Below are 26075 nucleotides of genomic sequence, written 5' to 3'. Positions count from 1 at the left end.
CTACAAGGATTCGTCCCTCCGGTTCGCCCGCACCATGTCGGCGAAGAGGCGGTGCACCCGGTGGTCCCCGGTCAGTTCCGGGTGGAAAGCGGTCGCGAGCGCCCTGCCCTGGCGGACCGCGACGATGTGGCCGTCGTGCTCGGCGAGCACCTCGGCGGACGCGCCGACGGACTCCACCCAGGGCGCCCGGATGAAGACGCCCTGCACGGGGTCCCCGGCGATTCCCTCGACCTCGACGGCGGCCTCGAACGACTCGTTCTGCCGGCCGAAGGCGTTGCGGCGCACGATCATGTCGATGCCGCCGACGGTCTCCTGCCCGGAACGCGGGTCGAGGATCTTGTCGGCGAGCATGATCATGCCGGCGCAGGTGCCGTAGACGGGCATACCGGCGCGCACGCGGGCGCGCAGGGGCTCCATCAGGCCGAAGAGCACGGCCAGTTTGGAGATCGTGGTGGACTCCCCGCCCGGGATCACCAGGCCGTCGACCTCGGCGAGCTCCTCCGGGCGCCGGACCGGCCCGGCCACGGCGTCGACCGCGGCCAGGGCCACCAGATGCTCCCGTACGTCGCCCTGGAGTGCGAGCACTCCGATCACGGGAGCGGTCATCACCAGCCCCGGTTGGCGTAGCGCTCGGTCTCGGGCAGGGTGTCGCAGTCGATGCCGACCATGGCCTCGCCGAGGTTGCGGGAGGCGTCCGCGATGATCTTCGGGTCGTCGTAGAAGGTGGTCGCCTTGACGATGGCCGCGGCGCGCTTGGCGGGGTCGCCGGACTTGAAGATGCCGGAGCCGACGAAGACGCCCTCGGCGCCGAGCTGGCGCATCAGCGCGGCGTCGGCCGGGGTGGCCACACCGCCGGCGGAGAACAGCACCACCGGCAGCTTGCCCAGCTCGGCGACCTCCTTGACCAGCTCGTAGGGGGCGCGCAGCTCCTTGGCGGCGGCGTACAGCTCGTGGTTGTCCAGGCCGCGCAGGCGGGCGATGTCGCCCTTGATCCGGCGCAGGTGGCGGACGGCCTCGACGACGTTGCCGGTGCCGGCCTCGCCCTTGGAGCGGATCATCGCGGCGCCCTCGGCGATGCGGCGCAGGGCCTCGCCCAGGTTGGTGGCGCCGCAGACGAAGGGGGTGGTGAAGGCCCACTTGTCGGAGTGGTTGACCTCGTCGGCCGGGGTGAGGACCTCGGACTCGTCGATGTAGTCGACGCCGAGCGACTGGAGCACCTGGGCCTCGACGAAGTGGCCGATGCGGGACTTGGCCATCACCGGGATGGACACGGCGTCGATGATGCCCTCGATCATGTCCGGGTCGGACATGCGGGCCACGCCGCCGTCCTTGCGGATGTCGGCGGGGACGCGCTCCAGCGCCATGACGGCGACGGCGCCCGCGTCCTCGGCGATCTTCGCCTGCTCCGGCGTGACGACGTCCATGATCACGCCGCCCTTGAGCTGCTCGGCCATGCCGCGCTTCACGCGCGCGGTGCCGGTCCCGGGACCCTGGTTTTCGGAGAGCGTGCTGGACACGAATGACCTCGCTGAGATGAGGGGGATTCTGCAGCACTGAGGAAACGTGACCGGAGCAGGCCACATCAAGGGCCAATGAGGAGCCGGTGGCTCGTTCTCGGCCGAGGGGCCGGCTCCTGACGGCCGGGAAGCGCCGTCAGGCGGCCCGCTCGATCAGCGCCGCCGGCGGCTCGTCGTCCATCTCGAAGGCCATCGGGAACGGGGCGTGGCCGGCCAGCCGGAACCAGCGCACCTTGCGGTGCAGCCGCAGGGCGCGGGCGGCGCGCACGGCGTCGTTGTGGAAGCGGCGGGCCATCGGCACCCTGCGCACGGCCTCGGCGAGTTCCCGCGCGGCCTCCTCTCCCCCGGGCGCCTCCCGGACCGCGTCCACCTGCTGCGGGTCGGCGAACACCGCCCGCAGCGCCTGGCTGAGCTCGCTCTCGGCGACCTCCCGCTGCTCCTCCACCGCCTGCCGCGCGGCGTGCGCGGCCTCGTACAGCACGATCGAGGCGGCGGGGTCGAGCACCCCGGAGGTGGCCAGCTCCTGCGCCACCGAGGCGCGGCGCAGCAGTTGCGCGTCGAGCGCGGCACGGGCGGCGTCGATCCGGGCGTGCAGCCGGTCCAGCCGCCCGGCCGTCCAGCTCAGGTACAGCCCGACGGCGACGAGGACGACGAGGATCCAGATCAGGGTTGCGGTCACGGGCGGCAAGGCTAGTACCGGCGCGGCGGGGCGCGGTCCCTGGGGCCGCACCCCGGACGCCGGGTTCGGCGCACGCGGGCTCAGGACAGGGGACGTGACGCCCCGGGGTCTCAGTCCCGCGCCAGCCCCAGCCGGGCCCTCAGACCCGTCGCCCGGTCGTCCGTGGCGACCGCTGCCGCGCCCGCGGTGACCGTCTCGTAGACGGAGAGGATGTCCGCGCCGACCGTCGACCAGTCGAAGCGGCGCACATGGGCGCTGCCCCGCGCGCGGAGTTCCGCGCGGCGCCCGGGGTCGCCCAGGAGGCGCACCGCCGCGTCGGCGAGCGCGTCCGCGTCCTCGTTGGCGAACAGCTCGCCGGCCGCGCCCCGGTCGAGGACCTGGGCGAAGGCGTCCAGGTCGGAGGCCAGCACCGGCGCGCCCGCCGACATCGCCTCGACCAGGATGATGCCGAAGCTCTCGCCGCCCGTGTTGGGCGCCACGTAGAGGTCCACGCTGCGCAGCATCCGCGCCTTGTCCTCGTCGCTGATCATGCCGAGGAACTCCACGCGGGGGCGCAGCTCGGCCGGCAGCGACTCGACCGCCTCCTCCTCGTCGCCGCGCCCGGCCACCAGCAGCCGGGTCTGCGGGCGGGCGGCGAGGATCTTCGGCAGCGCCCGCATCAGCACCGGCAGGCCCTTGCGGGGTTCGTCGATGCGGCCGATGAAGCCGATGGTGTCGCCCTGCCATTCCGGCTTGGGCTCGGCCTCGGCGAAGAAGTCGACGTCGACGCCGTTGGGGATGACCACGGCGTCGCCGCCCAGGTGCTCGACGAGGGTGCGGCGGGCGTACTCGCTCACCGCGATCCGCGCGCTGATCTTCTCCAGGGCGGCCTGGAGGATGGCGTACGCGGCGATCATCGCGCGGGAGCGCGGGTTGGACGTGTGGAACGTGGCGACGATCGGGCCCTCGGCCGCCCAGCAGGTCAGCAGGCCCAGCGAGGGCGACGTCGGCTCGTGGATGTGCACCACGTCGAAGGAGCCGTCGTGCAGCCAGCGCCGCACCCGCGCGGCGGACAGGAAGCCGAAGTTCAGCCGGGCCACCGAGCCGTTGTACGGCACCGGCACCGCGCGGCCCGCGGAGACGACGTACGGGGGCAGCGGGGTGTCGTCGTCGGCCGGGGCGAGGACGGAGACCTCGTGTCCGAGGCGGAGGAAGTACTCGGCCAGGTCGCGGATGTGGAACTGGACGCCGCCCGGCACGTCCCAGGAGTACGGGCAGACGATGCCGATCCTCACGACGTCCCCTTCCGGTCCCCGCCGGGGGCGTGCGCGGGGCCGAGGTCCTCGGTCCACAAGCGCTGCAGCATGTGCCAGTCCTCCGGGTGGCCGGCGATTCCCGTGGCGAAGGCGTCGGCCAGCGCCTGTGTCATCACGGACGTCTTCTCGGCGCGCGTGCCTGACGCGGGAACCTCGACCGGGGGGTGGACCCGGCCCCGCATCATGGGCGGCGCGTCGTACCAGAGGGTGGCGGGCAGCAGCCGGGCGCCGGTGTGCTGGGCCAGCAGGGCGGGGCCGGCGGGCATGCGGGCGGCGTGGCCGAAGAAGCTCACCTCGACGCCCGAGGAGGACAGGTCGCGGTCGGCGACCAGGCAGACCAGACCGCCGTCGCGCAGCCGCCGGGCCAGGGTGCCGAAGGCGGAGCCGCCGCTGTGCGGCAGGACCTCCATGCCGAGGCCCTCGCGGTAGGCGACGAAGCGGTCGTACAGCGTCTCCGGCTTGAGGCGCTCGGCGACGGTGGTGAACGGTATGCCGAGCCTGGTGGTGAGCCAGGCGCCGGCGAGGTCCCAGTTGGCGAGGTGCGGGAGCGCCAGGACGACGCCCTTGCCGGCCGCCATGCCCTCGTCGAGGTGGTGCAGGTCCTCCACGGTGAGGGAGCCGGCGATGCGCTCGGGGCTCCAGGCGGGCAGCCGGAACGACTCCATCCAGTACCGCAGGTAGGACCGCATGCCCGCGCGGGACAGCTCGGCGAGCCGCTCCGGGCCCGCGTCCGGCACCACGCGCGCGTAGTTGCTCTCCAGCCGCAGCACGCCCTTGCCGCGCTGCTTCCAGGCGGCGTCGGCGATGGTCCGGCCGAGGCGCACGGCGACCGGCTCGGGCAGCCTCTTCACGGTGCTCCAGCCGGCGCCGTACAGGGCGTCGGCGAGCCGCTCGCGGGCGTTCACTGGGCGGCCTCGCTCCCCTGCGCCTGCCGCTCCGCGGCCTCCGCCTCGGCGGACTCGCGGCGCACGGTGACCACGCGCTGGATCAACGTGACGAGGCTGCCGACGGCGACGGCCCACAGGGCGACGGGCAGCAGGTACTGGATGCCGGGCACCCCGAACGCGTGCAGGCCCGCGAGCCCGGCCGCGACCAGCGAGATCACCAGCCGCTCGGCCCGCTCCACCAGCCCGTTGACGGCGACCGGCAGCCCGATCGACTCGCCGCGCGCCTTGGTGTACGACACCACCTGGCCGCTGGCCAGGCAGAAGATCGACACCGCGCACAGCACGTCGTCGTCGCCGGAGCCCGCGTACCACAGGGCGAAGCCGCCGAAGACCGCGCCGTCGGCGACCCGGTCCAGGGTGGAGTCCAGGAAGGCGCCCCAGCGGCTGGAGCGGCCCAGCTGCCGGGCCATGTTGCCGTCGACCAGGTCCGAGAAGACGAACAGCGTGATGACGACCGTGCCCCAGAAGAACTCGCCGCGCGGATAGAAGACCAGCGCACCGGCCACCACGCCCGCGGTGCCGAGGAGCGTGACCGTGTCGGGGCTGACCCCCCGCCGGATGAGAAACGCGGCGAACGGTGTGAGGACACGCGTGAAAAATGCACGCGCGTACTTGTTCAGCATGGCCTTCCCGACGGTCGGTGTGGCCGTGCGGCCCCTGCTGGCCACCGGCGGGCCCATCGTAGCCACGCGCGCGGGGGCGCGGCTGCGGGGCACCCGGGCCGCCGTGCGCGGGCGCCGCCGTGCTCCTCGCCGCACCCCCGCGGACCGGGGCCGCGGCGGGGAGCACGTCCTTCGTATGGACGGGCCGTGACAGGAGTGGAAAGCTCGAAGAACCGCGGGCGCCGCCGGAGCCGCACCGCAGGCGATGCCCCCGGACGGGGTCCGGGGAAGGGTTCCACGGGTCCGCGCCCACAGTGACCTCACCGTGCACGGGAGGCAGGATCATGGGCGACAAGGCGCACACACATCCCGGGGCCGCCGGCAGGGTACAGGCGGCCGACCGTCCCGCGTCCGTACGGAACGTGGTGCTGGTCGGCCACTCCGGATCGGGCAAGACGACTCTGGTGGAGGCCCTCGCGCTGACCGCGGGGGCGGTGAACCGGGCGGGCCGCGTGGAGGACGGCGGCACCGTCTCCGACTACGACGACATCGAGCACCGGCAGCAGCGTTCGGTGCAGCTCTCCCTGGTGCCGGTGGAGTGGAACGGCATCAAGGTCAACCTCCTGGACACCCCCGGCTACGCCGACTTCGTCGGGGAGCTCAGGGCCGGTCTGCGAGCGGCGGACGCGGCCCTCTTCGTCGTCTCCGCCGCGGACGGCGTGGACGGCTCGACCCGCATGGTGTGGGACGAGTGCGCGGCGGTCGGCATGCCCCGCGCCCTCGTGATCACGCACCTGGAGGCGGCCCGCGCCGACTTCGAGGAGATGACCCGGGTCTGCGCGGAGACCTTCGGCGGGGACGACCCGGACGCGGTGCTGCCGCTGTACCTGCCGCTGCGCGGCCCCGAGGGGCCCGACGGGCACGCGCCGGTGACCGGCCTGATCGGGCTGCTGACGCGCAAGCTGTTCGACTACTCCAGCGGCGAGCGCGTGGCGAACGAGCCGGTCGGGGACCAGGTGCCGCTGATCGAGGAGGCGCGCGGCCGGCTGATCGAGGGGATCATCTCCGAGAGCGAGGACGAGACCCTCATGGACCGCTATCTCGGCGGTGAGGACGTCGACGTCGAGACGCTGATCGACGACGCGGAGCGGGCGGTGGCGCGGGGCGTCTTCTTCCCCGTCCTGGCCGCCGCGCCCGCCGCCCCCGGCGCCCGCCAGGGACTCGGCACGGTGGAGCTGCTCGATCTGATCACGGGCGGCTTCCCGACCCCGCTGGAGCACGGCACCCCGCGGGTGACCGCGCCGGACGGCAGGCCGCGCGAGCTGAAGCCGTGCGACCCGGACGCCCCGCTGGTCGCGGAGGTCGTGAAGACCTCCTCCGACCCCTATGTGGGGCGGCTCTCGCTGGTGCGGGTCTTCTCCGGGACGCTGCGCGCCGACCAGACCGTGCACGTCTCCGGGCACGGTCTGACCGACCGGGGCCACGAGGACCACGATGTCGACGAGCGGGTCGGCGCCCTGTCCACGCCGTTCGGCAAGCTGCAGCGGCCGGTGTCGCACGTCATCGCGGGCGATCTGGCGTGCGTGGCGAAGCTCTCCCGCGCGGAGACCGGCGACACCCTGTCCGCGAAGGACGACCCGCTGGTCATGGAGGCGTGGGAGATGCCGGGCCCGCTGCTGCCGCTGGCCATCGAGGCGCACGGCAAGGCCGACGAGGACAAGCTGTCGCAGGGGCTGGCGCGGCTGGTGGCCGAGGACCCGACGATGCGGCTGGAGCAGAACCAGGACACCCACCAGGTGGTGCTGTGGTGTCTGGGCGAGGCGCACGCGGACGTGGCGCTGGAGCGGCTGCGCAGCCGGTACGGCGTGCAGGTCGACGTGGTGCCGCACCGGGTGTCGCTGCGGGAGACGTTCGGCGGCCCGGCCTCCGGACGCGGCCGGCACGTCAAACAGTCCGGCGGGCACGGGCAGTTCGCGATCTGCGAGATCGAGGTGGAGCCGCTGCCGAACGGCTCGGGCATCGAGTTCGTGGACAAGGTGGTCGGCGGCGCCGTGCCCCGGCAGTTCATCCCCTCGGTGGAGAAGGGCATAAGGGCCCAGGCCCTGAAGGGAGTCGCCACCGGGCATCCGCTCATCGACGTGCGGGTGACCCTGCTGGACGGCAAGGCGCACTCGGTGGACTCCTCCGACGCCGCGTTCCAGACGGCGGGCGCGCTGGCCCTGCGGGAGGCCGCCGCGGACGCGAAGATCCTCCTGCTGGAGCCGGTGGCCGAGGTGTCCGTGCTGGTCGGCGACGACTACGTGGGCGCCGTGATGAGCGACCTGTCCGGCCGGCGCGGCCGCGTGCTGGGCACCGAGCAGTCGCCCGGCGGGCGCACGCTGATCCGGGCGGAGGTGCCGGAGATCGAGATCGGCCGGTACGCCGTCGACCTGCGGTCGCTGTCGCACGGCACCGCCCGCTTCAGCCGCCGCTACGTCCGGCACGAGCCCATGCCGCCGCAGGTCGCGGAGCGGGTCAAGGGGGAGGCGCGCGCGGCCTCGTGACGCGCCGGGGCGCCCGCCGGTCGTTCCGGCGGGCGCCCGCGTGCGCGGTCACGCTCCCGGTTCGCTCCGTATCGCCTCCCCCGTGCCGGAGAACGGCTTGGAACGACTCCCGGCGGACGGCGGTGGCTGCCTATACGCTGAACACCTGATCAACAGGTGTGCGCAGCACGGAAGTCGGGAAGGCCGCAAGACGACAGTCGCGGCGATCGGGGGCGGGAATGACCGTTGAGAGCGGTTTCGCGGATTTCTTCGGTCCGCAGGTACCGCGCACGGGCGACGAGGGCCAGACACCCACCCTCGCGCTGGCCTCGGCGGCCTACCGGGACAACGAGGCCGAGGAGATACTCAAGGCCAACAGCGAGTGGCACAAGTCGGCGGTCGGCAAGCCGCGCGTCAAGCTGTTCCGGCCCAATCTGGGCGAGGCGTTCTCCCGGGCGATCATCGACCGGATGCTGGGCTCCGGCCGTGCCCCGCTCATCCAGTCCTTCGGCACCCAGCCCCAGGTGGTGGTCGAGCACGCGCTGGCGGCGCACCGCATCCGCCGGGAGCGCGACAACTGGCTGACCGCCGTGATGGTCCTGTGCGGGCTGCTGTTCCTGCCCGGCCTGCTCGTGTGGCTGCTGGTGTTCCAGATCCGCACGACGATGGCCAAGCGCGAGGACAAGCGGGCCGGCGCGCTCGCCACCACCCTGCTGGTGGGCGTCGGCGCCCTCGCCGTGCTGTTCCTGCTGCGCATGCCGTTCGACGGCTTCTGGGGCTGGTACGCGCGCGCGTCCGTGGTGGCCCCGGTGCTGGGCTGGTTCTGGGCCAAGCGGATCTGCGAGCGGACCGCCCGTGACCTGCGGGAGCGCTGGGAGAGCCTGCTGTCCGGCGGCAGCGTCGGCGCCAAGGTGCCCGAGGCGGTGCCGAGCAGTCCCGGCGAGACGGCGGCCGAGCAGCTCCGCCAGTCGCTGGCCCGGCTGAGCGCCGAGCAGCAGTCCAACTCCGCCTTCTACGCCGGTCCCAAGGGCATCCTCGGCATGGGCACGCGCTGGGGCAGCTGGCAGCTCGCCGAGGACCTGGTGCCGGCCGACCCCGGCCGGGAGATCCACCCGTTCCGCAGCTGGGACGTCATCAAGGCCATCCACGACCGGCTCCGCATGCTGGAGCGCGGCCCGCTGAACACGGGCGGCTTCCCCAAGCCGTCGATACGCCACTGGATCGTCACGCCCATCGGGGAGAACGCCACGTCGGTGTCCCGGCCCGAGGGCACGGACGTCGAGGCGTACCAGGTGAAGCCGCACGCCGTGCAGGAGATCTGCAACAAGCAGCAGTTCGGCGCGGGCGACCGGCACTACCTGGGCGTGCAGTGGACCCTGTGGGACGGCCAGCTGGTGATCACGATGCTGATCACGGTGACCGTGCTGCACGAGACGCTGCGCATCGAGGTCACCGGGCACGCCCTGGGGCCGGTGCACTCGCTGTTCACCACCAAGCCGGCGGCCAAGGAGAAGGAGGTCCAGAAGTCGATCAAGTTCTGGGAGACCCGGAAGGTCAAGCTCCCGCTGGTCGACTCGGACGAGGTGGTACGGCTGGCCGCCCGCGCGCCCCTGACCAACTACCCGCCGCTGCTGTACTGGCTCGGCGGCAAGCTGAGCCTGCCCGAGCCGTTCGGACTGCGCCATGCCTGGGCGGACAAGCCCTGGCGGCACCGGTTCATGGCGGACGACGCGCTGCGGGCGGCGACGCCGGTGCTGCGCGTGGTGCACTCCGCGGCGCTCAAGGTGCTGGAGGAGAACGGCGTGAACACCGAGAAGTTCGGCTCCCGCTCCTCCTCCCTGTCCACGGCGGTGCAGGACGCGACGCCGAGCAAGGCCGACCTGTACGACGCGTAGGCGAGGACGGGCGGGGTGCGCGGGACGGACCCCGCCCCGTGGCCGGGCGTCAGGCCGTCGGCCAGGCCTCCGCCAGCATCTTGCGGGTGTCGCCCAGCAGCTGCGGCAGCACCTTGGTGTGGCCGATGACCGGCATGAAGTTGGTGTCGCCGCCCCAGCGCGGGACGACGTGCTGGTGCAGGTGGGCGGCGATGCCCGCGCCCGCGACCGTGCCCTGGTTCATGCCGATGTTGAAGCCGTGGGCGCCCGACGCCGTGCGCAGCGCCGTCATCGCCTGCTGGGTGAGCACGGCGAGCTCCGCCGTCTCCTCCACGGTCAGCTCGGTGTAGTCGGCCACGTGCCGGTACGGCACGGTCATCAGGTGACCGCCGGTGTACGGGTACAGGTTGAGCACCGCGTACACCAGCTCGCCGCGGCGCAGGATCAGCCCGTCCTCGTCGGACTCGGCCGGGAGGGAACAGAAGGGGCAGCCGTCGCCGGGGCCGCTCGGCTTGTTCTCGCCCTGGATGTAGGCCATCCGGTGGGGCGTCCACAGACGCTGGAACGCGTCCTGCGTCCCCACTCCCAACTGCTGCTCCGGCTCACTCGTCATGCGTGCAGCATAGGGCGTGTCCGGCGGCACGCGGAAAAGGCCCCCGGGAGATCCCGGGGGCCCCGGCGCCGTGCGCGGGTCAGACCTGCGCCCGCTCCTCGACGACCTTGGCGATCTTGGCGATGGCCTCGTCGACGGGGATGCCGTTCTCCTGCGAGCCGTCGCGGTAGCGGAAGGAGACCGCTCCGTTCGCCATGTCCTCGTCGCCCGCGATGACCATGAAGGGCACCTTCTGCTTCTGGGCGTTGCGGATCTTCTTCTGCATCCGGTCCGAGGAGGAGTCGACCTCGACGCGCAGGCCCCGCTTGCGGGCCGCGTCCGCGAACTCCTCCAGGTACTCGACGTGCGCGTCGCCGATCGGGATGCCGAGCGCCTGGACGGGGGCGAGCCAGGCCGGGAAGGCGCCCGCGTAGTGCTCGAGGAGCACCGCGAAGAACCGCTCGATGGAGCCGAACAGCGCGCGGTGGATCATGACCGGACGCGTCTTGGTGCCGTCCGCGGCCGTGTACTCCAGGTCGAAGCGCTCCGGCAGGTTGAAGTCGAGCTGGATGGTCGACATCTGCCAGGTGCGGCCGATGGCGTCCTTGGCCTGGACCGAGATCTTCGGGCCGTAGAAGGCGGCGCCGCCCGGGTCCGCCACGAGCTCCAGGTTCTGCTTCTCGGCGACCTGGCGCAGCGTCTCGGTCGCCTCCTCCCAGGCCTCGTCCGAGCCGACGAACTTCTCCGGGTCCTTGGTGGACAGCTCCAGGTAGAAGTCGGTGAGGCCGTAGTCGCGCAGCAGGTTCAGGACGAAGGTGAGGGTCCTGTCGAGCTCCTCGGACATCTGCTCGCGGGTGCAGTAGATGTGCGCGTCGTCCTGGGTGAAGCCGCGGGCCCGGGTCAGGCCGTGCACCACACCCGACTTCTCGTACCGGTACACGGTCCCGAACTCGAAGAGGCGCAGCGGCAGTTCGCGGTAGGAGCGGCCGCGCGCGTCGAAGATCAGGTTGTGCATCGGGCAGTTCATGGGCTTGAGGTAGTAGTCCACGCCCTCGTCGAGCTGCATGGGCGGGTACATGCCGTCGGCGTACCAGTCCAGGTGGCCCGAGGTCTCGAAGAGCTTCCCCTTCGTCGCGTGCGGGGTGTAGACGAACTCGTAGCCCTCCTCCTCGTGGCGGCGCCGCGAGTAGTCCTCCATGACCCGGCGGACGATGCCCCCCTTGGGGTGGAAGACGGCGAGGCCGGAGCCGATCTGCTCCGGGATGGAGAACAGGTCCAGCTCGCTGCCCAGCTTGCGGTGGTCGCGCTTCTCGGCCTCGGCGAGGAACTCCAGGTGCGCCTTCAGCTCCTCCTTGGAGGGCCAGGCGGTGCCGTAGATGCGCTGGAGCATCGGGTTCTTCTCGCTGCCGCGCCAGTAGGCGGCGGCGTTGCGCATCAGCTTGAACGCCGGGATGTTCCGGGTGGTGGGCAGGTGGGGACCGCGGCAGAGGTCCTTCCAGCACAGCTCGCCGGTCTTGGCGTCCAGGTTGTCGTAGATCGTCAGCTCGCCGGCGCCGACCTCGACGTCCGCGCCGTCGTCGGACGAGGCGGCGCCCTTGAGGCCGATCAGCTCCAGCTTGTACGGCTCGTCGGCGAGCTCCTCGCGGGCCGCCTCGTCGGTCACCACGCGGCGGGAGAAGCGCTGGCCGCGCTTCTGGATCTCCTGCATCTTCTTCTCGATGGCCTTGAGATCCTCGGGCGTGAAGGGCTTCTCCACGTCGAAGTCGTAGTAGAAGCCGTCCCGCACCGGCGGGCCGATGCCCAGCTTGGCCTCGGGGAACAGCTCCTGCACGGCCTGGGCCATCACGTGCGCGGTGGAGTGGCGCAGGATGTCGAGGCCGTCCTCGGAGGAGATCTCGACGCCCTCGACGGTCTCGCCGTCCCTGACCTCGTACGAGAGGTCCTTGAGCTCTCCGGCCACGCGCGCGGCGATGACGGAACGCTCGCCGGCGAAGAGCTCGGCGGCCGTAGTGCCCGTCGTCACCACGCGTTCTTCCCGCTCGGAATCGCGTTGGATGATCACACGGACGTCTGACACCGGTCTCTCCTGACTGAAGGCTGTGGTCGCGGCGCCGTACCGGAGCGCGCGCATGGGTGCGATCGTACCGACCCGGGACCGGTCGAGGCGAAATCAGCCGTCGCGGGCCGGGCCGCGGGCCTCGCCGAAGCCGGCCGCGCGTCCGCACCGGCGGGTCCGTGAGGAGCGCGTGTCCGGCGGTCCGGTGACCGTCTCCGCCGGGCGTGACGCGGAGACGGCCGGCACGGTGCGTCCGCGAGCACCCGCAGCCGCACCGTGCCGTCGCCCGCGACCTGGACCGTGTGCCGGCGAGCGGCCGGTGTGCGCTCCGGCGGCGGTCCGCCCCGTTCGGGCTGCGCGACGGCCGCGGTCAACTGCCGTCCGGAACAGCCGGATCCCTGCGCGGTTCGCCGAACTGCCCCCGGAGTAGCGCGCGAACAGTCCGGGTATCACCGGTCAGAGCAGTGCACGGTACGTCGACTGCTGCTGGTGAGCGAGGGGTTGGTGGGTATGACGTGCTGGTACGAGGGGCCGCTGGCCGCCTTCGACACGGAGACCACGGGCGTGGACGTCGAGAACGACCGGATCGTGTCGGCCGCCCTCGTCGTCCAGGACGCGCCGGGCGCCCGGCCGCGGACGACCCGCTGGCTGGTGAACCCGGGCGTGCCGGTGCCGGCCGCCGCGACCGAGGTGCACGGGCTGACGGAGGAGCACCTGCGGCGCAACGGCCGCTGGCCCGCGCCGGTGATGTACGAGGTGGCGCAGGCGCTGGCGGAGCAGGCGGCCGTGGGCCGGCCGGTGGTGGTGATGAACGCACCGTTCGATCTGACGCTGCTGGACCGGGAGTTGCGCCGGCACCGGGCGTCGTCGCTGGCCCGCTGGTTCGAGCGGACGCCGCTGCTGGTGCTGGACCCGCGGGTGCTGGACAAGCAGCTGGACCGCTGCCGCGAGGGCCGCCGCACGTTGGCCGATCTGTGCGCGCACTACGAGGTGGAGCTGGAGGAGGCGCACGAAGCGGCGGCGGACGCGGCGGCCGCGCTGGAGGTCACCCGGGCGGTGGGCCGCCGGTTCGCGTCCCGGCTGGAGCGGCTGTCCCCCGGTGAGCTGCACACCCTGCAGGCGCTGTGGCACGCGGCGCAGGCGCGGGGCCTGCAGGCGTGGTTCCAGCGCACCGGCACGGAGGAGGTCGTCGATCCGGCCTGGCCCTTGCGCCCGGACCTGCCGGCAGCCGCCTGACCTGGGGAATCGGGCTCGCGACGACGCCTTCGCCGCGCACGACACCAAAAAGAGCGACGTGGTCCGTCGTGGACGGACACACGTCGCTCTCCCGAGCGTGGGCGATACTGGGTTCGAACCAGTGACCTCTTCGGTGTGAACGAAGCGCTCTCCCACTGAGCTAATCGCCCGGGAACGCACTGAACCATACAGGCCCGGGGACGCTTCCTTCAAACCGCTCGCAGGTGCGCCGCCAGTCCGCGCCGGCCGGCCCGCAGCATCAGCGCGTGGTTGGCGCGGAAGAGGGGCCGTCCGGGCACGGCCAGCAGGCGCAGCAGCCGCGCCCGGACGTCGACCTCCTGTTCGTAGTGGGCGAGGCAGCCGTGGGCGCCCAGATCGGTGACGGTCCAGCGCGCCCAGCCGTCGATGTCGCCGGACAGCCCGGCCTCCAGCACGCCGCTCTCCCGGTCCCGCCGCCCCTCGCGCAGGGTGAAGGTCAGGTCGTACGGGAGCACGGAGCGGATCGTGACGATGCCGGTGGTGTCGTCGAGGCGGGCGACCTCCCGCACCTGCGGCCACCACCGGGGGTAGTCCTCGATGCGCTCCAGTACGCCGTACACGGTCACGGCGGGCGCGGACAGGGTCCACACACTGCGGAAGCGGTAATGGTTCCGGTCCATGTACGGAGTGTGCCCGCCCGCGCCCGGCTCGTGCGTCACGGCATGCGGTCTCCCAGGAGTGCGAGGTTCTCGATGGCGGCGAGTGCGTAGAGGGCGGTGTCGTTGGTGGAGACCCAGGGGGCCTCGCCGCCGGCGACCAGGGCGGTGGGGCCGCTCACCTTCTCGGTCGTCCAGGGCGCGGACTCCTTGTAGCCGTCGGAGTCGTAGAACTTCTTCCACGCCCGCTGCGCCAGCGCCTCGTCGCCGGTCCGGACGGCGGCGTAGGCGTCGAGCCGGGAGTGGCCCTGGAAGAGGATCAGGCTGCCGAAGTCGCTGCCGTAGCGTGCGGCCTGCTCCGCCTTGGTGGCGTTGAAGTGGCGGCAGTAGTCGTAGTACGCCTGCTCGAACTCGGGCATGTCGACGAGGTCGATCAGTTCGGCGCACAGCTCGTTCAGGCCGAAGACGGCGGACAGGTGGGACACCTCGACCTTCGGCGTGTCCGCGACGGCGAACCGGCCGGTGCCGAGGTCGTACAGGCCGCTGCCCTGGACGAAGCCGTTGGGCTGGGCGGCGATGGTCTCCATGGTGGAGAGCACGCGCGCCCGGGCCTTCTCCCACTTGGGGCCCTTGCGTTCCCACTCGGTGAGCCAGGCGGAGACCAGGCCGCTCCAGTCGGTGCCGAAGCCGATGGACAGGGCGCCCGGGTCGGGGGTGTACGGCTCGGTGCGGATCTTGCGCAGCGGGTCGAGGGCGAGGAAGGTCTCGTCGCTGTCGACATTGGCGTGCATGAGGTCGCCGGTGCGTTCGTCGGCGGTGAGGAAGTAGTGGAAGCGGCGGTAGGTGGTGTTGGCGATGCGCTGCTGCTTGGCGCTGTCGGCGTAGTGCTGGACGCCGTGCCGGGTGCCGAGCCCGGCCCACTCGCCGAGGTGGTAGACGTCGACCTCGCCGGTGTGGCGGGTCATCGCCTCGGCGAAGCGGAAGATGTCGGCGCGGCCTGAGCGCAGGTAGGCGTACCAGAGCCACAGGTCGGGCGAGAGTTCGCTGTTGTCCCAGGCGTAGCCGCCGACGTCGTAGCGCCACTGGTGCCGGACGGTGTCGTAGGTGTGCATGATGTCGCCGTAGTCCCAGAAGCCGTACCAGCGGCGCTGCTCCACCTGGTCCTTGTAGTAGGTGAAGAGGAAGTCGAGGTGGTCCTCGATCTTCGCCTTGGCGGGGGTGGAGCGGTCGGGCTCGGCGAACAGTCCCTTGCCGAAGACGCCGGCGGCGATCAGCTGCCGGGGCGGCGCGGCGAGCTGCGGCAGCACCCGTACGGCCCGCGCCCGGGCGGCGAGCTGTTCGGCGCTCGGGGTGGCGGCGTCGGCCCAGAACAGCAGCTCGGAGGTGCGGGCGATGCCGTAGGGGGTGCCGAAGCCGGGCTCGTAGTCCTCGTAGGTGATGTTGAGGCCCTCGAGCTGTTCGGGGAAGGTGTCCTGGCCCATGCCGTCGTGGTAGAAGCGCAGGTCCATGGGCTGGGCCTCGGGCGACCAGAGCCAGAGGGTGACCTCGGCGGCGTCGGTGTGCGCGTTCCGGACGTCGAGCTGGGCGGGGTACTTCTCCCAGAAGTCGCGCAGTCCGAAGGAGAGGCCGCCGCTGACGCCGCCGGCGTACCCGAGTCCGGAGGCACGCCGCCCGCCGCCGGCGCCGATCCAGCCGTGGCCCTTCCTGGTGCGCTTGCGGACGGTGAAGCCGTCGGCGGAGAGCTGGGAGAGGGTGTAGTCGCCCCATTCGGGGATGTACTGCAGGCGGCTGGTGACGCGCTGGTCCCAGGTGGTCGGGTCGGGCAGCTTGCGGCCCTCGAACTGGGCCTCCTGCACGGCGATGCCGGGGTCGCGGCGCAGTCCGGTGATGCCCTTGACCGCCTCCCGCAGCAGTCCGTCGCCCTCGCCGCCGAGCCGGATGTGCCGGTCGTACGCCGCGTCGCGCAGCGGGACGGAGAAGCGGACGCCGATGCCGCGCACGAAGTCGCCCTTGGCGTGGCCGGGTTCCTGCTTCCCGTCGTAGGTGACGGTGTGCACCATGCGGAAGGAGTCGGCTCCCGCGTGGAAGTAGAGGCGCACGGAGAAGGGCAGCAGGGTGTCGCGGCCCTTGCGGTGGGTGCCGTCGACGCGGACGACCGCCCGGACGGGGCCGTCCTGTTCGACGGTGAGGCCGGAGATCGTGCCGTCGAACCGCTCGGTCCTGACGGTGGTGCGGTCGCCGTCCTCGATCTCGGGCTGGCGCAGCACGACGAGGCGTCCGTCGCGGGCGATCTCGGTGGAGCCGCGGGTGACCGACCTGACGAGGGTGTCGCCAGTGGTGCCGATCCGGGCGGTGATGACGCCGGTGGAGACGGTGACGGTGGCGCCGCGCCGGGTCACGGTGACCTTCTTCTCGGGCGCGGCGGGCGTACCGGCCTTCAGGGTGAGCCGACCGGTTCCCGAACTGACGGCGTGGGCGGTCCACTTGAGGGAGCCGTCGGGCCAGTGGGCGAGCGGCCAGGTCTGGACGGGGACGTCGTTGCCGTCGGCGTCCGTCACGGAGAAGGTCTGGCCCTCCGGATGGGCGCCGCGGGGCCAGGGGACGCCGACGGTGGAGCCGGGGGCGGCGCCCAGGCCGCCCTCCTCCAGCCAGTCCAGGGCCACCGGGCCGGCGCCGGCGGATGCGGCGGCAGGCGCCGCGGCGGTGTTCCGCTCGCCGAGGGCCCAGCCGGCCGGGGCGGCGGCTGTGGCGGCGGCGGCCGCCTTGATGAGGGATCTGCGGGGGAGGGGGGACATGGCCCTTCCTTTCCGTTGCGAGGACTGCACAGCGATGTCAAGGACATGACAGACGGAGGCGTGACGCCGAAGCGCCCGCCCCGGCAGGGGGCGCCGCCCGTCAGCGGTGCCGGTGACGTTCCTCCACGGCGACGGCGGCCGCCGCGACGGCCCCCAGCACGGGGACCGCGAGAGGGGTGCTGAACCAGGCGGAGCAGCCCGCGACGGCCAGTCCGCCGATGAGCAGGAAGGATCCGGCGGGGTCCCGTACGGTGTGCCGTCCGGCCCGCGCCATGAGCGGCCGCCAGGAGAGGCCGGGGCGCCACAGCGCCGCCGCGCGCAACAGCGCGGCGGCCGCCCCGATGAGCGCGAGCACCCCGACGGCCCCGACCAGCGGACCGCCCGGCAGCCCCGCCCGCACGGCGCGCAGGTCGGTCCACACGACGGCGACGGCCGCCCACCCGGCGAGTCCGACGAGCCAGCCGCCGCGCACCGCCACCCGGAAATCGGCCGTGAACTCCCGCCATCCGCCCTGCTCATGGGCGAGGTGGCGGCGCAGGTGCCGGGCCCCCGCCGCCAGCGCGGCGGGGTAGGTGACCAGCGGCAGCGCGGCCAGCGCGATCCACACGCCGGTCAGCAGGCACTCGGCGAAGAGCGCGAACCTCCCCCAGGCCCTCGACCCGGTGTGTGCCAGGGACGTCGTCACCGCACTCAGCCCTTCAGTCCGGAGGTCGCCATGCCGTCGATGAGGTACCGCTGGAAGGCCAGGAAGAAGGCCAGCACCGGCAGCAGCGCCACCAGCGACATGGCGATCATGCCGCCGTAGTTGGCGAGCCCTTCCTGGTCGACGAACATCTTCAGCCCGAGGGAGACGGTGTACTTGCCGGGTTCGTTGAGGTAGATCAGCGGGCCCATGAAGTCGTTCCAGGCGTTGATGAAGGTGAAGATGGCACTGGTGATCAGCGCGGGCCGGCACAGCGGCAGCACGATCGACCAGTAGATGCGCGGATGCCCGCAGCCGTCGAGCCGGGCCGCCTCGTCGAGCTCCCGGGGCAGGTTCCGCATGAACTGCACCATCAGGAAGACGAAGAACGCCTCCGTGGCCAGGTACTTCCCCAGCAGCAGCGGGGTGTACGTGTTGATCATGTCCAGGTTGCGGAACAGCACGTACTGCGGGATCAGCAGCACGTGGTACGGCAGCAGCAGCGTGCCGATCATCAGTGTGAAGAGCAGGTTCCGCCCGGCGAACCGGATCTTGGCGAAGGCGTACGCGGTGAGCGAGCAGGAGACCAGGATGCCGATCACCGAACCGACCGCGAGGAAGAGCGAGTTGAGGAAGAAGGCGGAGATGGGGATGTCCGCGATGCCGTCGGCGAGGCTGGTGTAGTTGGACACGATCGGGTCGGCCGGGAACAGGTCCAGGCTGCCGACGATGTCCTCGCTCCGCTTGAACGACCCGCCGACGACCCACACCACCGGGTAGAGGATCACCGCGAGGAGCGCCAGCGCCCCGATGTGCCAGGCGAGCGAGCCGGGCAGCCGGCGCCGCAGGGCGCCCTTCGACGACGGGGCGCGTGTGGTGTCGGTGGCCTGTGCGGTCATCGGCCGCCCTCCTCGTAGTGCACCCAGCGCTTCTGCGACCAGAACAGCACCGCCGTGACCAGGGCGACCGCGACCAGCAGCATCCACGCCATGGCGGAGGCCAGGCCCATCCGGCTGTTCTCGAAGCCCTGGACGTACAGGTAGCAGGTGTAGACCATGGATCCGTCCGCCGGACCGCAGGCGTTGCCGCCGGCGCCGCCGCCGATGATGTAGGCGGAGCTGAAGATCTGGAACGAGTGGATCGTCTCCAGCAGGACGTTGAAGAACAGCACCGGCGAGATCATCGGCAGGGTGATGTTCCAGAACTGCCGCAGGGTGCCGGCCCCGTCCACGTCGGCCGCCTCGTACAGCTCGCGCGGCACCTGCTTCAGCCCGGCCAGGAAGATGACCATCGGCGCGCCGAACTGCCAGACCGTCAGGGCGACCAGGCTGTAGATGATGAGGTCCGGATCGCCGGTCCAGCCGCCGGCGTCGATGCCGAACACCTGCTGCGTCCGGTCGACGACGGCGTCGTCCGAGAAGATCGCCTTCCAGACGATGGCGACGGAGACGCTGGCCCCGATCAGCGACGGCGCGTAGAAGGCGGCCCGGTAGAAGGCCTGCCCGCGCCGCTTCTGCGCGAGCAGCAGGGCCACACCGAGGGCGACGAGCAGCTTGACCGGCGTGCCGACGACGACGTACCAGAGAGTGACGCGCACCGAGTGGCGCCAGCGCGGGTCGGCGAACATCTCGGAGAAGTTGTCCAGGCCGATCCAGCGCGGGGCGTCGAACAGGTTGTAGTCGGTGAAGGCGAAGTACAGCGAGGCGGCCATCGGGCCCGCCGTCAGCAGCAGGAACCCGGCGATCCACGGGGACATGAAGAGGTAGCCGGCCAGGTTCTCCCGACGGCCCCGCCGCTTCGGGGCGGCGGGGCGCGGGGGCGTGTCCGGACCGTGCCGCGGCCCGGGATCCTTCGCCCGGACCTCCGTCGCAGGGGCGTGTGTCACGGCGTTTCCCCTCAGCCGCTGAGGGCGGTCTTCGACTCGTTGAAGAACTGCTCGACGGCGTCGGCCACCGACCGCTTGCCCAGCCCCAGCTCCTCGCCGATGCGCAGGAACGCGGCCTCGCAGATGTCGGCGCCGTTCGGGTGCGGGGTGATGGGCTCCAGCACGCCCGCCTCGACGAGGGACTCCTCGTAGGCGGCGATCGCCTTGTTCACCGGGTCGGTGGGCCGGTACGCCTCGTACTGGGCCGTGGTGGCGGGCACACCGCGGTCGTAGCCCATGATCGTGGCGACCTCGGGGTCGTGCACCATGAAGTCGATGAACTTCGCGACCTCCACCGGGTGCTGGGTGCGCCGGGAGGCGCTGAGCATCAGCGAGCCGAGGTACTGGCCGGTCCGCTTTCCGTCGGTGGTGGGGATGGGCGCGAGTCCGTACTCGCTCCTGCCCTCGGAGGTGTAGCGGACGGTGAAGTTGTCCCAGGTGAACTCGCTGCCCGCGAGTTCGGCGGAGAGCGCCGACTTGGGCTTGATCTGCGCGACCTTCTTGGGGTCGGCGAAGAGGCCGGACTTCACGCCCTTCTCCGCCTTCGTCCACCACCGGGTCAGGTCCGCCTCGGTGAAACCGAGACCGTCCTCGGTGAAGAACGCCGTGCCGTTCTGACGCAGGTACAGGTCGTAGAGGTACATGACGCCGTACATGCCGCTGTCGCCGGCCCGGCCCGCCCGGTCGCGCACCCGCGTCAACGCCTCGTCGAAGTCGTCCCACGTCCAGCCCATTTCGGGCGTGATCCCGGCGCGGGCGTAGACGGGCTTGTCGATGACGAGGGCCATCGAGTTGGAACCCACGGGCACGCCGAGAAGTCTGCCGTCGATCTCGCCGAACTTCTCCAGGCCCGCCCGGAAGCCCTCCATCCGCAGGTTGCCGGCCTTCACCTGCTCATGGAGATCGAGGAGCACATTCTTCGCGTCGTATTTACGGAGGAATCCGATGGCATTCTGGAAGACGTCCGGCGGATTCCCGCCGGAGGCCTGTGTGTTGAACTTCTTCCAGAAATCCGTGTACGGCTGGAAGTCGGTTTTGACCTTGATCTTCGGGTGCTTCTTCTCGAAGAGATCGATGGTCCTGTTGATGCGCCGCGCCCGGTCCTCGGCACCCCACCAGGCATAACGGATCGTCACCGTTCCGTCTCCGGAACCGCTTCCGCCACCGCAGGCGGTCGCCGCCGCGCCGAGCCCCGTGACGGCGAGCGAGGCTCCCGCCGCTTTGAGGACCGTCCGCCTCTCCACACCCTTGCCCTGCTGCATACGAGCCTCCCCGCGACGTTCCCGACCGCTTGTGAATCGTTTCAAGTAAGCGCTTGCTGGCACAAGGTACGGAGGCCTCATGGGCGCGTCAATGATTCGGACAGGAATTGATGGCGGGCCCTCGCGGGGGCGTGGCGACGGGTGCGTCCGGCGAAGATCCGGGCCGGGAGGGAAAGCGGCAGGTCCCCGCGCCCGCGACCGACCGGCCGAACAACGCGGCGGCGGCCGCGGCGGGCCGCGCGGAAGGTCACGGTTGGGTGAACGCGGGCGAAGCGGAACGGCGTGGGGGCCGAAGCGGGAGCGCCCTGTCGCACACGACGAAGCGGTCCGGCTCACTGTCGGTGAGCCGGACCGCTTGATCCGGTGGGCGATACTGGGTTCGAACCAGTGACCTCTTCGGTGTGAACGAAGCGCTCTCCCACTGAGCTAATCGCCCGGGCGCAGGAAGAACATTACCCCATGTCAGGGGGTGCCCGTGACCACCGGGGACCAGGCGGCCCGACCCCCGGCGCCCGTCACTGGTCCTTGATCTTCCAGGGCATCTGCAGACCGAACTTCCACAGGTAGAAGCCGGCCAGCGCGGCCACGACCACCAGGCCGACCGAGGTCAGAATGATGTTGCGGCGCCGCACCTTGGGGTCCAGCGCCCGCTGGGCGGCCTCCGTGACCTTGCGCTTGGTCCAGCGCAGCACCAGCTGGGCCCAGACGAACTCGGTCGCCCAGATCGCCATGCCGCCGAAGATCACGACCCACCCCGGGCCGGGCAGCACCAGCATCAGCACGCCGGCCACCACCACGGCCAGACCGACGACGAAGACCCCCACCTGCCAGCTCAGGTGCAGCGCGCGCCGCGCCTTCACGAATTCGGGCGCCCTCGACCCGAGCCCCCGCTCGTCCTGACGCTCGCTCTCGTCCACCGTCACCCCGTGGGCCGCGATCACGGCCTCGCCGGACTTGTTACTCCCCGTGTTCATGCAGCCCAACACTACCGGAGCCGGAGACGTCACCGGAACGGGCGCGGGGTCCGAACGATCTCTCGGCCGGAAGAGTTACGTAATCCCACGCAAAACACGCAGAGGGGTTTACAACGGCACCGTAGGTGGCATGTCGATTTCGCCGACGTGCGAATCCCCGAGCGCACACTGAGCGAAAGGCCCTGGCGCTTATGAACACCACGGTCAGCTGCGAGCTGCACCTGCGCCTCGTTGTGTCGAGCGAGTCCTCCCTGCCTGTCCCCGCAGGCCTGCGGTACGACACGGCCGACCCCTACGCCGTGCACGCCACCTTCCACACCGGAGCCGAGGAAACCGTCGAGTGGGTGTTCGCCCGCGACCTCCTCGCCGAGGGACTTCACCGCCCCACGGGCACCGGCGACGTCCGCGTCTGGCCGTCGCGCAGTCACGGTCAGGGCGTCGTGTGCATCGCCCTGAGCTCTCCGGAGGGAGAGGCCCTGCTGGAGGCCCCGGCACGAGCTCTGGAGTCCTTCCTGAAGCGTACCGACGCCGCCGTGCCGCCCGGCACGGAGCACCGGCACTTCGACCTCGATCAGGAGCTCTCGCACATCCTGGCGGAAAGCTAGGCGAGGCCCGCGAAGCCGCCCGGCGCCGTCGACTCGGGGTGACGGCTCGGGCCCGGACAGCCGCATACGGGATGCAGCCGCATACGGCTCGCACACCGGCGCCGAGCCGCGGGTCGCCGCGGCTCGGCGCCGGTGTGCTGTGCGGGGCGCCGGGGGCGCGGGCACGCCTGGCGCCGGAGACGGGCGCCTGGCCGGGGCGGACGCGTGGCCACGGGGCTGCCCGGCCTCATGCGTGCGCCGGGACGGGGGGAGCGCGCCGAGGCGCATCCACACCCGATCGAGGGCTGCCACGGGCGCGCCCGGAAGCGGGGCCGACCGTCGGACTGGGCTGGGTGCGCGAGCGCAGGGGCCTGCGCACGCCCGTGCGGTGCCGGAGGCGCGGGACGGGCGTGGGGCCCCGGAGGCACGGGGCGGCGCTGCCCGGCGTCGAGAATGCGCCCGCCCGTTCGAGGCCGGGCACGGACGCGCCCGAGGGGCGTGCGCGCCGGCTCGGGGCCGAGGGCGTGGGCGATGGGGGACGGGTGCGCACGCCGGGTCCGGGCCGGAGGCGTGGGGCGCCGGGAGAACGAGGCGCGCGCAGCCGCCCGGGGGGATGACGCGTGGGTGGGCGCGGTGGCCTGTCAGGGCTGCCCGGGGCCGGGTGTGGGCACGCCCGGAGGGTGTGGCCTGGCCGCGTACTCGCGAGGGCCCGGGAACCCGCGGGCGCCGTTCCGCGTTGGATTCGAAGCCATGTGCGGAGCAGGGAGGTGCGGGGTGCGCCGGAGCCACTACCATCGGCCACCATCGGCGGGCGCCCGCCCGACCCCCAGGCCAGGGAGCGAATCGTGCTGATCACCCATGACACCCGGTGCGCGCTGAGCACCGTGGTGGACCTGGTGAACACCGCACCGGAGGACGACGGGACACCGGACGGACTGCCGGACGTCCCGGCCCTCGACGCGTTCGTGCGGGACCACGAGGTCAGTGAGGTCGGGGTGCTCACCGAGTTCGACCTGGCCGCGGTGCGCAAGATCCGGGCGCGGTTCGCCGCGGTGTTCGCCGCCCCCGACGCCCGCAGCGCCGCCACGATGATCAACGAGCTGATCGCGGCCGCCGGCACCACGCCCCGGCTCACCGACCACGACGGCTACGACTGGCACGTGCACTACTTCGCCCCCGGCGCCTCCGTGGCCGATCACCTGGCCGCCGACTGCGGGATGGCGCTGGCGTTCTTCGTGGTCGCCGGCGAGCAGGAGCGCCTGCGTCGCTGTGAGGCGCCGGACTGCAGACACGCCTTCGTCGACCTGTCCCGCAACCGCTCGCGCCGCTACTGCGACAGCCGCACCTGCGGCAACCGGCTGCACGTGGCCGCCTACCGGGCACGCCGCAAGGAGGCGGCGGGCTGACCGGCCCCGGCCGCCACGGACCGTCACCGCGGATGCCGGGCCGACGCGGTCCCGACGGGTGACGCCGGGGAACCGCGGGTACGGCTCACAGCCACAGCAGGTCGTGCAAGGCGGCCGTGAGAAGCAGACACCCGATCACCGCCAGGAAGATCATCAGCGGTGGCTGGGATAGGGCGAAGAGGCATCCGCGCGGCTCGCCCTGCTGCGGCGCGGCATCGCTCTGTGTCGTGTCCAGCATCTCGCCGCGATGATGACGCATCGGACGGGCACGAGGCGATCAACACTCGGGCAGGACACGCGCGCACGCGGAAAGCGCGGTCTACCGGTCAGAGCGTGATCATTTCCGAGCGGTCCGGGACCTCCTGTGACGCGTGCGGTCCCGGGCGGTCATATGCCGTGTTTCTTGAGGATGGCCTCGATGTCGCTGAAGTCGTCGTCCCCCTGGGCGGCCGGCGTCTGCTGCCGGGGCGCGGGGCTCTGCCCCCGGGACGGCGTCTGTCCGAGGGCGGGCGCGGAGGCGCCCGGTGCCGTGGCGGCGGGGGCGGCCGTCTCCTGTGCCGCCTTGCGCTCCTTGCGGGTGCCGCCCCGCCGGCGCTCCACGGTGCGGGTCGTGGCGAACAGCACCCAGGACAGCCCCAGCAGGCCGAAGCCGACCCATGCCGTCGGGCTGAAGGCGGTGTCCGCGAGCCACTCGACGACGCCGGTCATCACCAGACCGAGCGGCACCAGCGCGTACGCGGCGATGCGGGTCGCGGTGAGGTAGCGCCTGCGGTAGGCCGTGACCACCGCGATGCCCAGGCCCGCCGCGGCGACGGCGGAGCAGACGGTCTCGGCAATCATCCGGTCCTCCAGGGCAGCGTGCGTGCGGTCGCGAGGGGCTTCGTCCCTTCCATCCTGCACCCGTCGCACCCCGAGCGGCCATGCCCGGGGCGGACATCAGGGACATCTCCGGGTCACGGCTCCTCCGCAGGTGCCGGTCGGCACACACGTGAGGGGTCTCCGGGCCGCGCCGGAGGACCCGGTGCGCGGACCGGATTGGGTGGTGTCGGGCACCGGCTGGAAGACTGTGGCCCATGAACGACTCCTCCCCCGCCCGCTTCTCCGCCCCCGTCCTCGACGTGTGGTGCGAGCTGCAGTGCGCCGACTGCCGAACCGCCCTGGACGACCTCCGCGCCCTGCGGGCCCGGTACGGCGACCGGCTGGAGATCCGGCTGCGGCACTTCCCGCTGGAGAAGCACAAGCACGCCTTCGCCGCCGCCCAGGCCGCCGAGGAGGCGTGGGAGCAGGGCCGGGGCTGGGAGTACGCGGAGGCCGTGCTCGGCCGGGTCGAGGAGTTGGAGCGCCGGGGCGAGGCCGTCCTGGTCGAGACCGCCCGTGAGCTGGGTCTGGACGCCGACGAGGTCGACACCGCCCTGATCGACGGGCGGCACATCCTGGTGGTCGACGCGGACCAGGCCGAGGGCAAGGCGATCGGGGTGACCGGGACGCCGACGTACGTCATCGGCGGCGAGCGGCTCGACGGCGGCAAGAGCCAGGAGGGGCTGCGCGAGCGGATCGAGGAGATCGCGGACCGGCTGCTGGCCGGACAGGACGTCTGACCCACCGCCCCTGGCCCTGTCCGCCCCGGCGGCTACACCAGCGGCTTGTACAGCGAGTACCGCGTCGCGGTGTAGCCGAGCGAGTCGTAGAGCCGCTCGGCCGGGGTGTTGCCCGCGAACACGTTCAGGCCGATGGTCCGGTTGCCCGCGGCGGTCGCCTGCGCCTCGGCGAGGAGCATGAGGCTGCGCCCGTGGCCCCGGCCGCGGTGGGCGGGCGACACCTCCACGTCGAACACGTACCCGCGCTCGCCGCGCACCGCGAGCCACAGCGTGCCGACCGCGGTCCCCTCGTGCTCGAGGACGCTGAGGACCATGTCCTCCGTGGCGAGGCCGTCGGGCAGCAGCGCCGCCTCGTCCGCGGCGGCCTTGGCCCGCGCCTCCGCCTCGGGCGCCCCGCGCCGCGCCCACTCCCGCGCGTAGTCCGCCGAGCTCTCGGCCCGCCAGGGACCGAACTCCTCCTCGGTCATGGGCCGGGCGCGGGCGCCGTCCGGCAGGGCGGGCGGGGTGTCGCTCAGGGCCTTCTCCATCGTCCGGTTGCGCACGACGTAGCCGAGCGCCACGGCGAGGGCGAGGGCGGTGCCCGGCCGGGCGGGGACGGTGACCTCGATCCGGCGGCAGCCCCAGCCGCGGGCCACCTCCTCCGCCGCGAGGGCGGCCACCGTGCCCCGGCCGCGCCGCCGGTCCGGTTCGTCGATGCGCAGATCGACGATCCGCGCCACGGCGTCGCCGAAGACGGGGTCCGTGCCGAGGCGCACCTCCCCCACGGGACGGCTGTTCACACAGACGTGGAAGTGACGCGAACGCGTCCCGTCGGGGTTCCGCTGGAGCGGCCCGGTCGGCCGCAGGGTGGTGGTCATCACGAGTGTTCTACCCCGCTGCAGCCCGCCCTTGCTTC

24 protein-coding genes and 2 tRNA genes are annotated in these 26075 nt (G+C 72.2%); 6 read left to right on the top strand and 20 right to left on the bottom strand.

Annotated elements, in window-relative coordinates; translation table 11 throughout:
- From pdxT to pgsA, 6 genes are all read right to left on the bottom strand, one after another.
- The gene (gene pdxT / locus C1708_RS26885) at positions 1-606 is read right to left on the bottom strand and encodes a pyridoxal 5'-phosphate synthase glutaminase subunit PdxT (RefSeq protein ID WP_106415105.1); all 606 of its coding nucleotides are present in this window, start codon (positions 604-606) and stop codon (positions 1-3) included.
- The gene (gene pdxS, locus C1708_RS26880; RefSeq protein ID WP_106415104.1) at positions 606-1517 is read right to left on the bottom strand and encodes a pyridoxal 5'-phosphate synthase lyase subunit PdxS; all 912 of its coding nucleotides are present in this window, start codon (positions 1515-1517) and stop codon (positions 606-608) included. The genes pdxT and pdxS overlap by 1 nt, the downstream gene beginning before the upstream one ends.
- A 136-nt stretch (positions 1518-1653) precedes the next feature.
- A complete protein-coding gene (locus tag C1708_RS26875; protein ID WP_106416502.1) occupies positions 1654-2196 on the bottom strand; it encodes a LemA family protein in 543 nt (180 codons plus the stop codon).
- A gap of 110 nt (positions 2197-2306) precedes the next feature.
- A complete protein-coding gene (locus C1708_RS26870; RefSeq protein ID WP_106415103.1) occupies positions 2307-3470 on the bottom strand; it encodes a glycosyltransferase family 4 protein in 1164 nt (387 codons plus the stop codon).
- Positions 3467-4396: a phosphatidylinositol mannoside acyltransferase gene (locus tag C1708_RS26865; RefSeq protein WP_106415102.1), complete on the bottom strand. Its 930-nt coding sequence runs from the start codon at positions 4394-4396 to the stop codon at positions 3467-3469. Before C1708_RS26865 ends, C1708_RS26870 begins: the two co-directional genes overlap by 4 nt.
- Positions 4393-5118: a phosphatidylinositol phosphate synthase gene (pgsA, locus tag C1708_RS26860; protein ID WP_106415101.1), complete on the bottom strand. Its 726-nt coding sequence runs from the start codon at positions 5116-5118 to the stop codon at positions 4393-4395. Before pgsA ends, C1708_RS26865 begins: the two co-directional genes overlap by 4 nt.
- Before the next feature lie 266 nt (positions 5119-5384).
- Here pgsA and C1708_RS26855 point away from each other — a divergent pair, with 266 nt between their 5' ends.
- Together C1708_RS26855 and C1708_RS26850 are read left to right on the top strand one after the other, a co-directional pair.
- The gene (locus C1708_RS26855; RefSeq protein WP_106415100.1) at positions 5385-7583 is read left to right on the top strand and encodes an elongation factor G-like protein EF-G2; all 2199 of its coding nucleotides are present in this window, start codon (positions 5385-5387) and stop codon (positions 7581-7583) included.
- 218 nt (positions 7584-7801) lie between these two features.
- Entirely contained in the window at positions 7802-9457 is a 1656-nt protein-coding gene (locus tag C1708_RS26850; protein ID WP_106415099.1) for an AbeC-like domain-containing protein, read from the top strand.
- A gap of 49 nt (positions 9458-9506) precedes the next feature.
- Here the strand turns inward: C1708_RS26850 and C1708_RS26845 are convergent, their stop codons facing one another.
- Together C1708_RS26845 and thrS are read right to left on the bottom strand one after the other, a co-directional pair.
- Positions 9507-10049, bottom strand: a complete 543-nt coding sequence (locus tag C1708_RS26845) for an HIT family protein (protein WP_106415098.1) — start codon at positions 10047-10049, stop codon at positions 9507-9509.
- A 79-nt stretch (positions 10050-10128) separates the two neighbouring features.
- The gene (thrS, locus tag C1708_RS26840; protein ID WP_106415097.1) at positions 10129-12105 is read right to left on the bottom strand and encodes a threonine--tRNA ligase; all 1977 of its coding nucleotides are present in this window, start codon (positions 12103-12105) and stop codon (positions 10129-10131) included.
- Positions 12106-12594: 489 nt separating this feature from the next.
- Between thrS and C1708_RS26835 the strand changes: the two genes are divergently transcribed.
- Positions 12595-13320, top strand: a complete 726-nt coding sequence (locus tag C1708_RS26835) for an exonuclease domain-containing protein (RefSeq protein ID WP_106415096.1) — start codon at positions 12595-12597, stop codon at positions 13318-13320.
- 98 nt (positions 13321-13418) lie between these two features.
- Here C1708_RS26835 and C1708_RS26830 read toward each other — a convergent pair.
- From C1708_RS26830 to C1708_RS26790, 9 genes are all read right to left on the bottom strand, one after another.
- Positions 13419-13490, bottom strand: a tRNA-Val gene (locus tag C1708_RS26830).
- A gap of 39 nt (positions 13491-13529) precedes the next feature.
- A complete protein-coding gene (locus tag C1708_RS26825; RefSeq protein WP_106416501.1) occupies positions 13530-13979 on the bottom strand; it encodes an SRPBCC family protein in 450 nt (149 codons plus the stop codon).
- 35 nt (positions 13980-14014) lie between these two features.
- Positions 14015-16750, bottom strand: a complete 2736-nt coding sequence (locus C1708_RS26820; protein WP_106415095.1) for an exo-rhamnogalacturonan lyase family protein — start codon at positions 16748-16750, stop codon at positions 14015-14017.
- 100 nt (positions 16751-16850) lie between these two features.
- Positions 16851-17435 carry a hypothetical protein gene (locus tag C1708_RS26815; RefSeq protein WP_106415094.1) on the bottom strand — a complete coding sequence of 195 codons (585 nt, stop codon included), beginning with the start codon at positions 17433-17435 and terminating at the stop codon, positions 16851-16853.
- A 5-nt stretch (positions 17436-17440) separates the two neighbouring features.
- Positions 17441-18331, bottom strand: coding sequence for a carbohydrate ABC transporter permease (locus C1708_RS26810; protein WP_106415093.1), 891 nt, complete (start codon positions 18329-18331; stop codon positions 17441-17443).
- The gene (locus C1708_RS26805; RefSeq protein WP_106415092.1) at positions 18328-19317 is read right to left on the bottom strand and encodes a carbohydrate ABC transporter permease; all 990 of its coding nucleotides are present in this window, start codon (positions 19315-19317) and stop codon (positions 18328-18330) included. Before C1708_RS26805 ends, C1708_RS26810 begins: the two co-directional genes overlap by 4 nt.
- An 11-nt stretch (positions 19318-19328) precedes the next feature.
- Positions 19329-20618 carry an ABC transporter substrate-binding protein gene (locus C1708_RS26800; protein ID WP_106415091.1) on the bottom strand — a complete coding sequence of 430 codons (1290 nt, stop codon included), beginning with the start codon at positions 20616-20618 and terminating at the stop codon, positions 19329-19331.
- A gap of 364 nt (positions 20619-20982) precedes the next feature.
- Positions 20983-21054, bottom strand: a tRNA-Val gene (locus tag C1708_RS26795).
- 79 nt (positions 21055-21133) lie between these two features.
- Positions 21134-21592: a TIGR02611 family protein gene (locus C1708_RS26790; RefSeq protein WP_106415090.1), complete on the bottom strand. Its 459-nt coding sequence runs from the start codon at positions 21590-21592 to the stop codon at positions 21134-21136.
- A gap of 191 nt (positions 21593-21783) precedes the next feature.
- Here C1708_RS26790 and C1708_RS26785 point away from each other — a divergent pair, with 191 nt between their 5' ends.
- The gene (locus tag C1708_RS26785; RefSeq protein ID WP_004002642.1) at positions 21784-22197 is read left to right on the top strand and encodes an SsgA family sporulation/cell division regulator; all 414 of its coding nucleotides are present in this window, start codon (positions 21784-21786) and stop codon (positions 22195-22197) included.
- A gap of 824 nt (positions 22198-23021) precedes the next feature.
- A complete protein-coding gene (locus C1708_RS26780) occupies positions 23022-23582 on the top strand; it encodes a CGNR zinc finger domain-containing protein (RefSeq protein WP_106415089.1) in 561 nt (186 codons plus the stop codon).
- Positions 23583-23667: 85 nt separating this feature from the next.
- On the opposite strand, the gene C1708_RS34495 is transcribed toward C1708_RS26780, so the two are convergent.
- Positions 23668-23820: a hypothetical protein gene (locus C1708_RS34495; protein WP_190004184.1), complete on the bottom strand. Its 153-nt coding sequence runs from the start codon at positions 23818-23820 to the stop codon at positions 23668-23670.
- A gap of 149 nt (positions 23821-23969) precedes the next feature.
- Positions 23970-24422: a hypothetical protein gene (locus C1708_RS26775; RefSeq protein WP_106415088.1), complete on the bottom strand. Its 453-nt coding sequence runs from the start codon at positions 24420-24422 to the stop codon at positions 23970-23972.
- Positions 24423-24655: 233 nt separating this feature from the next.
- Here C1708_RS26775 and C1708_RS26770 point away from each other — a divergent pair, with 233 nt between their 5' ends.
- Positions 24656-25180, top strand: a complete 525-nt coding sequence (locus C1708_RS26770) for a DsbA family protein (protein WP_106415087.1) — start codon at positions 24656-24658, stop codon at positions 25178-25180.
- A 32-nt stretch (positions 25181-25212) separates the two neighbouring features.
- Here the strand turns inward: C1708_RS26770 and C1708_RS26765 are convergent, their stop codons facing one another.
- Positions 25213-26037 (bottom strand): GNAT family N-acetyltransferase, encoded by an 825-nt coding sequence (locus C1708_RS26765; protein WP_106416500.1) that lies wholly within the window; start codon positions 26035-26037, stop codon positions 25213-25215.
- Positions 26038-26075: the final 38 nt, after the last annotated feature.

It is taken from the genome of Streptomyces sp. DH-12 (assembly GCF_002899455.1).
GTDB lineage: Bacteria > Actinomycetota > Actinomycetes > Streptomycetales > Streptomycetaceae > Streptomyces.
Note: the sequence above shows the minus strand (reverse complement) of the source record. Positions and strands in the feature narration are given on the sequence as shown.